This window comes from Vibrio cionasavignyae (genome assembly GCF_050337155.1).
GTDB lineage: Bacteria > Pseudomonadota > Gammaproteobacteria > Enterobacterales > Vibrionaceae > Vibrio > Vibrio nomapromontoriensis.
This window is the reverse complement of record NZ_JAKJSR010000058.1, coordinates 1-1,691: the sequence shown is the minus strand read 5'-3', so window position 1 is coordinate 1,691 and position 1,691 is coordinate 1. Positions and strand designations below refer to the sequence as shown.

Genomic DNA, 1,691 nt, shown 5'->3' with positions numbered 1-1,691 from the left:
GAACCTATATTAGGGGATACAGAGCGAGAGACCAGTAGTTGGTTTGGCTGGGAAACGTTTTTAAGCGTGGGTGTAACCACAGCAACGTTTGTGTATGATATGTCCCCAGTGTCAACGGTTGTGGATGTTTCGGTAGGCCTTTATGATACAGCGGAGGCGCTTGCTGCTGGTGAGTATTTAGATGCAGGTAAAACTGCAGCTGGTACATTTTTCGGTGTGGTGGCGAAGAAAGTAAAAGCACCGGTGAAGCTGTTTAGGGGTATTACAAAGAGTGGAATTGTTAATAGAGGTGGACGATTCGCTGACTTAGACAAAGCAAAAGCTCTAGGAGAAGTTGGACATCATATGCCACAAAGTGCATTCAATAAAACTATTGGCCTCTCAAGAAGTGATGGCCCAGCGGTAGGTATGACTACTGCGGATCATGCACTCACTAGAACTTATGCTGGCAAGGGTAAAAAGAGTATGAGAGTTGATGCCGGTCTGAACCCAAGGCAAAGATTAGCCAAAGATATTCATGATCTGCGAGCAAACTTTGGAAGGAAATATAACAAAGGCTCACTTGAAGCAATTGAATATTCGAAAACGCTGAAAGAGTTCCAATAATTAAAGGTGCAAAATTAATCTATGACTAATTTTTCTGATAAATTTGGTTCTCAGTATTCTAAACCCGTTGGGTATGTTGTTGAGCCAGAAAACACTTCGATTTTTAAGCACAGGTTTGGCGGGTCTTCGTGGAAGATTGTTGATGCTCAACCTATAGATGATGGCCCTGCATTGTTATTCGTTTTGGATTTGTCTGATCCGAAGCTTTCAGGACTGGGTGTAAACTCATTAAAGGAATTACCTATTTGCAGTTACATTAATTCTGATGTTTGGCTGCAAGAACAGGTATATACAATCCATAATGATACAAAGGAAGTGGTGCTCTTAAGCAAAAAAACAGAAAATGTATATACCTTAGATGACGAAGATCGAATGCCGAATCCGCTCCCAGAAAGATCGGTAGATTTAAGGGCGATGAAAGATTCTGAGTATCCTCTAGATGAAGATTCCTATTGGGAAAATACGGATGATTTTTTGGGCGGGCAGTCTTTTTTTCGGGTTGCCGTTAATCCTCTGTGGTTACAGGAATCGAAAAAAGTACATTGTTCATGCTGCACAGAAATGACCCATGTAATGAGCATTGGCTATGAAGGGTGGGGGGGCTTATTTCAGTACATTGATGAGATGCCTTTTTTCCTTGGAGAGTCAGCTTTATACATATTTTTCTGTGGTAGTTGTTCTGAGCTGCGAGTGATTTCGCAATCGTCGTAGTCGTATGATTCGTAAATTGCCCCATTTGTTGGGGCTTTTTTATGTCTACGATATAGGCTCTTTACTAATGTTACAAACAGTGGAAGAAAGTTTTGGACTAGCTCCACTACTTTTAAAGGAAATAAAGTTTTTAGTAAAAAGGACAGTCACCAAAAGTATGAGATTAGTCTGATTTTGTTCAATCTGCAGACTCACCAAGACTTCCATCGAAAGAGAGCGGCTAAGATATTTAAAACCTTCATTAAAGTAAAAAGGACAGTCACCTAAAGTAGCTGCGCACCTACAAAGAGGGCAGTAGTGTTAGCGAGCGCTCTTTGACTTGGACAGAGTTCAACAAACCCGCGTCGATTACCCGTAACGGTAATACGGTACGG

At 41.3% G+C, this 1,691-nt stretch carries 2 protein-coding genes; both read left to right on the top strand.

Annotation, left to right across the window (positions count from 1 at the left end):
* On the top strand, positions 1–606 hold a 606-nt coding region (locus tag L4D74_RS25060), incomplete at its 5' end, for a hypothetical protein (protein WP_428755118.1).
* Positions 607–627: 21 nt separating this feature from the next.
* On the top strand, positions 628–1,317 hold the full coding sequence (locus tag L4D74_RS25055) for a hypothetical protein (RefSeq protein WP_428755116.1): 690 nt from the start codon (positions 628–630) through the stop codon (positions 1,315–1,317).
* Positions 1,318–1,691 lie beyond the last annotated feature (374 nt).

Bases quoted from the DNA above. Each gene is read 5' to 3' on its own strand.
- L4D74_RS25055 (WP_428755116.1), top strand. From the start codon at position 628: ATGACTAATTTTTCTGATAAATTTGGTTCTCAGTATTCTAAACCCGTT.